We start from the raw sequence: 5,511 nt of genomic DNA, 5'->3' as shown, positions 1-5,511 counted from the left end.
CAAAGAACCTAACCGGGGCCCGGTTAGGTTCTTTGTTCAATTCGCTTGATCCATCTCTTTATGCATTTTCAGCAACTCATTCTTGTACAAGTCCGAGCGTCCCCCGAAGATGGCTTGAATATTGTTTTTCACCTTAATGACCCCGGCCGCGCCGAGCGCCTTCAACTCGTCCTCATCGATTTTTAACACGTCTTTCAATTCGACGCGAAGCCGAGTGAAGCACGCGTCGATGTCGACGATGTTCTCCCGGCCGCCGGTAAGAGCGCCACCGGCACCATGAGCGCCTTCCCGAACTTTTGAAACACACCGAACCATTGACTCATCTGATTCACTCCTTATGTGTAAGCGTTATCAATTCAAAAAATGAACAAAGGGGAAGATATCCCCTTCGTCTTTAGCGTGCGACCGTCTCCCGTTGTTTGAGGGCCGGCCAATAGTTCTCGTTCTCGTTAATCAAATCGTCAAGGATTTGACGGGCGACCGGCGCATCGACGACGGTCCGGTTGAGCGTGAGTGCCTGGAGTGCCTTTTCATAGCTGTTCTCGAAATAGGCGTCGACGACGAGCTGTTCGTAGGCGAGCTGTCCTTCAATCATCCCTTTGTAGAAGCGAGGAATGTGTCCGACAGCGAACGGCTTCGGTCCACGGTTCGTGAGCATCGCCGGCACTTCGACCATCGCATCATCCGGCAAGTTAGCGATGATGCCGTCGTTCTTCACCATGACGATGAAGATGTCGCCATTGTTGTAGGCGAGTGACGCTGCGACGCGAATCATGTAGCAACCGTGGATGTCGACTTCAAGATGCACGTTCTCGAGCGAGTCGTCGGCGATGATTTGATCGCACATCGAGAAGACGCGCTGTTGGCGGCCGTTGATGACTTGACGGGCCCGCGTGTTTTCCACGTCTTCCTTCTCCACCATGTCCGACGGATACAAGTAGTACTGGAGATACGTGTTCGGCAAGTATTCCGGGAAGTCGGTGAGCATCTTCTCGACTTGTTTGAACGTCTTGATCCAAGACGGATCGTTGGCGATCTCCGAGTCTTCCGGGATGAACCCGTCCTCCAAGATGGCGCGCTTGATGTCTTCTGTCAGCTCATTGCCTTCTTTGTCATAAATGCCTGTAAACCAACCGAAGTGGTTGAGTCCGAAGTACTCTGGCACGAGGTCCCAAATCTCTTTGCCGAGAATCTTCGCGTAACTGACCATGATCGCGGCTGGCATGTCACAGATGTTCAAAACCTTTTTATCGTTCGGGTAGGCACGCTTCAACGCCTCGGCGACGATGGCGGCCGGGTTCGTATAGTTCAAAATCCAACCGTCCGGTGAACCTTGACGGATGTCGGCGACGAGATCAATCATGTCCCCGATCGAGCGCATCCCATACGACATCCCGCCCGGTCCACACGTCTCTTGTCCAACCACGCCGTGACGGAGCGGAATCTGCTCATCTTTTTCGCGCATTTCCAAACCGCCCGTCCGAATTTGGACGAAGAAGAAATCTTTATCGCGGAAGGCGTACTCTTTGTCCGTCGTATATTCGAACAGCTCGAGCTCTGGATAATGCTCACGCAAGATGACCTCAGTCGCTTTGGCGACGCGCTCTTGGCGGTCACCGTCCGTATCGTAAAACGTGATTGAACGTAGTGGGAAGTGAGCCTTCTCTTCAATCAAACTCATGATCATACCGATCGTGTACGTGCTGCCGCCACCGACGACGACGAGGCGTTGTCCTTGTTTCATGTGTGCGTTCCCCTTTCAAATACATATCTCATTGATTACAATACAAATTTAATACATATTATCTTAATCGTCAACACTAATTTTGAAAACATTTTATTTCGTGTATACTGAACGTATGAATCCAAGTCGCATCGGAGGGTCCACCATGAAAGCAAAGTCACCGCTTTATCAGCAAGTCGCGCAACGAATGCGTGCGTTCATCGAGTCCGGCACGTGGGCGCCCGGCGAGGCAATCCCGACCGAGGCACAGCTCGTCGAAGAGTTCGGCGTCAGCCGGGTCACCGTCCGTCAGGCGGTCAAACTTCTCCAAGAGGAAGGACTATTGTGGAAGCGCCAAGGGAGCGGCACGTACGTCCAGTCCGAAAAGATCGAGCACAATATGTATGAGCTGAAAAGTTTTACCGAAGATATGAGGCGTGAAGGGAAAGATGTGACGAACAAAGTGCTCACGTTCACCTTGCAGCCACCGAGTGAGAAAGTCCGGGAAGCACTCGAACTCGAAGAAGGTGACCTCGTCTTTTACGTGCGACGGCAACGGTTCGCCGACGGCGAGCCGCTCATCGTCGAGGACACGTACCTTCCGCTCAAACTCTTCCCCGACTTGACGTATGAAGTGATGACGCAGTCGAAGTACGCTTATATCGAAGACGTGAAAGGACTCAAAATCGCGGACAGCGTCCAAGAATTCATCCCGGTGCTCCCATCAAAAGATATCGCCGAGATGCTCGGGGTGAGCGAACGGACACCCGTGCTCAAAGTCCAGCTCTACTCGTTCCTTATGGACGGCAGCCGTTTTGAGTTCACCGAGACGTATTTCAAGAGCGAGGAATACCGCTTCATCATCCGCGCCGGACGGAGACATTAAAAGAAGGACCCGTGAATCGTTTCATTCACAGGTCCTTTTACCGTCCATGACAATTCACTCATTATAAAGAAAATCAGGAGGGGGTTCATCATGACATTCACGACGACCCGCTGCCTCATCCGACCGTTCGCGCAACAGGACATCGAACCGTTCATGGCATATCGGAACGACTTGGAATGGATGCAGCACCAATCGTTCAAAGGATTGACTTACGAAGAATATGAACGCTCTTTACTCGGCGAACAAGCCATCACGCAAGGCATGCAACTCGCCATCATCGACCAGGAGACGAATGAATTAATTGGTGATTTGTATGTGCAACAAGACAGGACGACGTATTGGATCGGCTATACGATTTCACCCCGCCGCGCGCGCCAAGGCTATGCGTCCGAGGTCGTGTCAGGACTGATTCGTCACTTGTCCGACCGAGGAGTTGAGACGATTAAAGCCGGCTGCCTTCCGACAAATGAGGCGTCAATTGCACTCTTGAAAAAGTTGAACTTCGTCTACTTGACGACAGAGGATGATGAACGAATTTATCAACTCGACGTGAGTCGACCTAAATGATCACGACATGACTACCTTTGATCATCCATGTTTCGCTTCATCCTTTCATCGGAGATGTGGTAATCTATCCTTCACACCGATACCACGTCACCTGACTTTTGGCCCGAGGGAGTTTTAGCGGAATGATGAAACGTGTCATTTTATTCATGTCTATCTTTTTATTGATTGGGTCGTTGTCTCAAGCGGCGATTCCAAAACCGAAAGCCTATAACGACCGCAGCCTTATCTACTTGACGCTCGATGACGGGCCAAACCGAAAGACGGGAGCGCTACTTGACGTCTTAAAGAAGCATCGGGTGAAGGCGACGTTCTTCATCCTCGGTAAGAATATCAAAGGAAATGAGCATCTGCTCCACCGCATCGTCGCTGAGGGACATCTCATCGCCTTGCATGGAATGACACACGCGCGCGAGGAGTTTTATGCGTCGCCGATGACGGCCGTTCGCCAAATGCAAGAAGTCCAAGCGCTCATCTACGACGTGACCGGCATCCATACGAATATGGCCCGCACGATTTACGGGAGTGACGCCGGAATGACGCCTGCGCACTGGCAAGCGATGAATGAAGCCGGTTTCGAGATTTGGGACTGGAACGTCGGCAGTCTCGATCACATTTATAAGAAAGACAACGCGCCAATCGAGCAGCGTGTGTTCAACCGGCTCGAGGCGAACTACGAGATGAATATCGCCTCCATCATCTTGGCACACGATCACTCAATGACCCCAAAAGCGCTCGATACGATTATCCGCTATGCGAAACAACGCGACTATGAGTTCCGGACGTTAGAAGGGGTGCATCCCCCATATAACTTTTTCAATCCGTGGGAACCGAATGAATGATTTCTCCACCTCCCCTATTAGGTTAACGAGACGATGCATTCAGCTGTTCAGAAATGAAAATTAGCCCTTCAATCACACGATTGAAGGGCTTGTTCGTGTCTCGGAATGAACCAAATATTTGTCGTCCGTATGTGTAGTTTCGTGATCTTGAATCGGGTAAAGACTAACGTCAATCATGCCGGCACCGTCAATCACCAACGATTTGCATCAGGAAGGTGTGTATGATGATGAGAAAACGTTTGATTTTGTTCGTGTTGGCCATTCTCTTGATCAGTCCCTTGTCACACGCAGAGGCCACGACACCGAAAGCGTACAACGACCGTAGCCTCATCTATTTGACGTTTGACGATGGCCCGCACCGTCAGACGGGCGCACTGCTCGACGTGTTGAAGAAGCATAAGGTCAAGGCCACGTTCTTCATTCTCGGCAACAATATCAAAGGCAACGAGAAAATGCTTCGTCGAATCGTCGCCGAAGGTCACCTTATCGCGCTCCACGGCATGACGCACGACCGACACAAGTTTTACCGCACACCGACGACGGCCGTGCGTGAGATGCAACAAGTACAGAAGCTCGTGTTCCAAGTGACCGGCGTCAAGACGAACATTGTCCGGACCCCCTATGGCAGCGACCCGTACATGACAGCGGCGCATCGGCAAGCGATGACGAAGGCCGGCTTCCAGATGTGGGACTGGAACGTCGACAGTCTCGACTATCGGTACAAGTCAGACAATCGCCGCGTCCAAAACCAAGTGTTCGCCCGACTGAACGCGAACTACCGAGCGAACGTCGCCTCGATTATCTTGACGCACGACCACTCGATCACGCCGACCGCGCTCGACTATATCCTGCGCCACTCGAAAAAGCGCGGCTACGAATTCCGCACGCTACACGGCATCAAAAACCCGCACAACTTCTTTAACAAATGGCGCTAACAAACAAAGCCTTGCCGATTGTCGGCAAGGCTTTGTTTCATCACATCTCGAGTTCTGTGAACGCGAGCGGGACGAGCTCCTCAAGCGTCACTTCTTTCACGTCGGCGTTGCCGTTCGTGAGCAACACTTTGAAGTCCGGGTCGCCGAACTCGACGAGCACTTGGCGGCAGATGCTGCATGGCGGCAAGAAGTCGACCGTGTCGCCTGACACCGCGACGGCTTCGAAGTCGCCTTTTTTATAACCTTGCGCGACCGCTGTGAAGATGGCCGTACGCTCGGCACAGTTCGTCGCGCCGAACGAGACGTTCTCGACGTTGACGCCGTCGATGACCGTACCGTCCTTCATGAGAAGCGCCGCTCCGACGCGGAAGTTTGAATACGGCGAGTAGGCGTTCTCTTTCACTTGGCGGGCACGCTCGACTAATTGTTGTTGGTTCATGGGATCATGTTCCTCTCTGACTCATAATGAACTGATGCCAGTTCCCGGCCTCTCTTTTTGGGCAGGATTTTTAGCATACACCCCCCACGAAGCAAAGTCAACGACTTTTTGATGGCGCTTTC

8 protein-coding genes are annotated in these 5,511 nt (G+C 52.1%); 4 read left to right on the top strand and 4 right to left on the bottom strand.

Annotated elements, in window-relative coordinates:
* Positions 1–36: 36 nt before the first annotated feature.
* From DI14_RS14725 to DI14_RS14720, 3 genes are all read right to left on the bottom strand, one after another.
* Positions 37–231 carry a hypothetical protein gene (locus DI14_RS14725; protein ID WP_369792726.1) on the bottom strand — a complete coding sequence of 65 codons (195 nt, stop codon included), beginning with the start codon at positions 229–231 and terminating at the stop codon, positions 37–39.
* Positions 195–323: a hypothetical protein gene (locus tag DI14_RS15725; RefSeq protein WP_369792727.1), complete on the bottom strand. Its 129-nt coding sequence runs from the start codon at positions 321–323 to the stop codon at positions 195–197. The genes DI14_RS14725 and DI14_RS15725 overlap by 37 nt, the downstream gene beginning before the upstream one ends.
* A 71-nt stretch (positions 324–394) precedes the next feature.
* The gene (locus DI14_RS14720) at positions 395–1,744 is read right to left on the bottom strand and encodes a 6-phospho-alpha-glucosidase (protein ID WP_034809904.1); all 1,350 of its coding nucleotides are present in this window, start codon (positions 1,742–1,744) and stop codon (positions 395–397) included.
* 145 nt (positions 1,745–1,889) lie between these two features.
* Here DI14_RS14720 and DI14_RS14715 point away from each other — a divergent pair, with 145 nt between their 5' ends.
* The 4 genes from DI14_RS14715 to DI14_RS14700 all read left to right on the top strand — a co-directional run bounded on the left by DI14_RS14715 (position 1,890) and on the right by DI14_RS14700 (position 4,950).
* On the top strand, positions 1,890–2,609 hold the full coding sequence (locus tag DI14_RS14715; protein WP_034809901.1) for a GntR family transcriptional regulator: 720 nt from the start codon (positions 1,890–1,892) through the stop codon (positions 2,607–2,609).
* Positions 2,610–2,699: 90 nt separating this feature from the next.
* Entirely contained in the window at positions 2,700–3,176 is a 477-nt protein-coding gene (locus tag DI14_RS14710) for a GNAT family N-acetyltransferase (protein ID WP_034809899.1), read from the top strand.
* A 122-nt stretch (positions 3,177–3,298) separates the two neighbouring features.
* Complete coding sequence (locus DI14_RS14705) at positions 3,299–4,015, top strand: polysaccharide deacetylase family protein (RefSeq protein ID WP_034809896.1); 717 nt, start codon at positions 3,299–3,301, stop codon at positions 4,013–4,015.
* Positions 4,016–4,236: 221 nt separating this feature from the next.
* Positions 4,237–4,950 carry a polysaccharide deacetylase family protein gene (locus DI14_RS14700; protein ID WP_235193486.1) on the top strand — a complete coding sequence of 238 codons (714 nt, stop codon included), beginning with the start codon at positions 4,237–4,239 and terminating at the stop codon, positions 4,948–4,950.
* A gap of 40 nt (positions 4,951–4,990) precedes the next feature.
* On the opposite strand, the gene DI14_RS14695 is transcribed toward DI14_RS14700, so the two are convergent.
* Entirely contained in the window at positions 4,991–5,389 is a 399-nt protein-coding gene (locus DI14_RS14695; protein WP_021066236.1) for a cytidine deaminase, read from the bottom strand.
* Positions 5,390–5,511: the final 122 nt, after the last annotated feature.

Source organism: Exiguobacterium sp. AB2 (genome assembly GCF_000696055.1).
Lineage (GTDB): Bacteria > Bacillota > Bacilli > Exiguobacteriales > Exiguobacteriaceae > Exiguobacterium > Exiguobacterium alkaliphilum.
The sequence above is the reverse complement of the archived record's forward strand: the minus strand, read 5'-3'. Positions and strand labels throughout refer to the sequence as shown.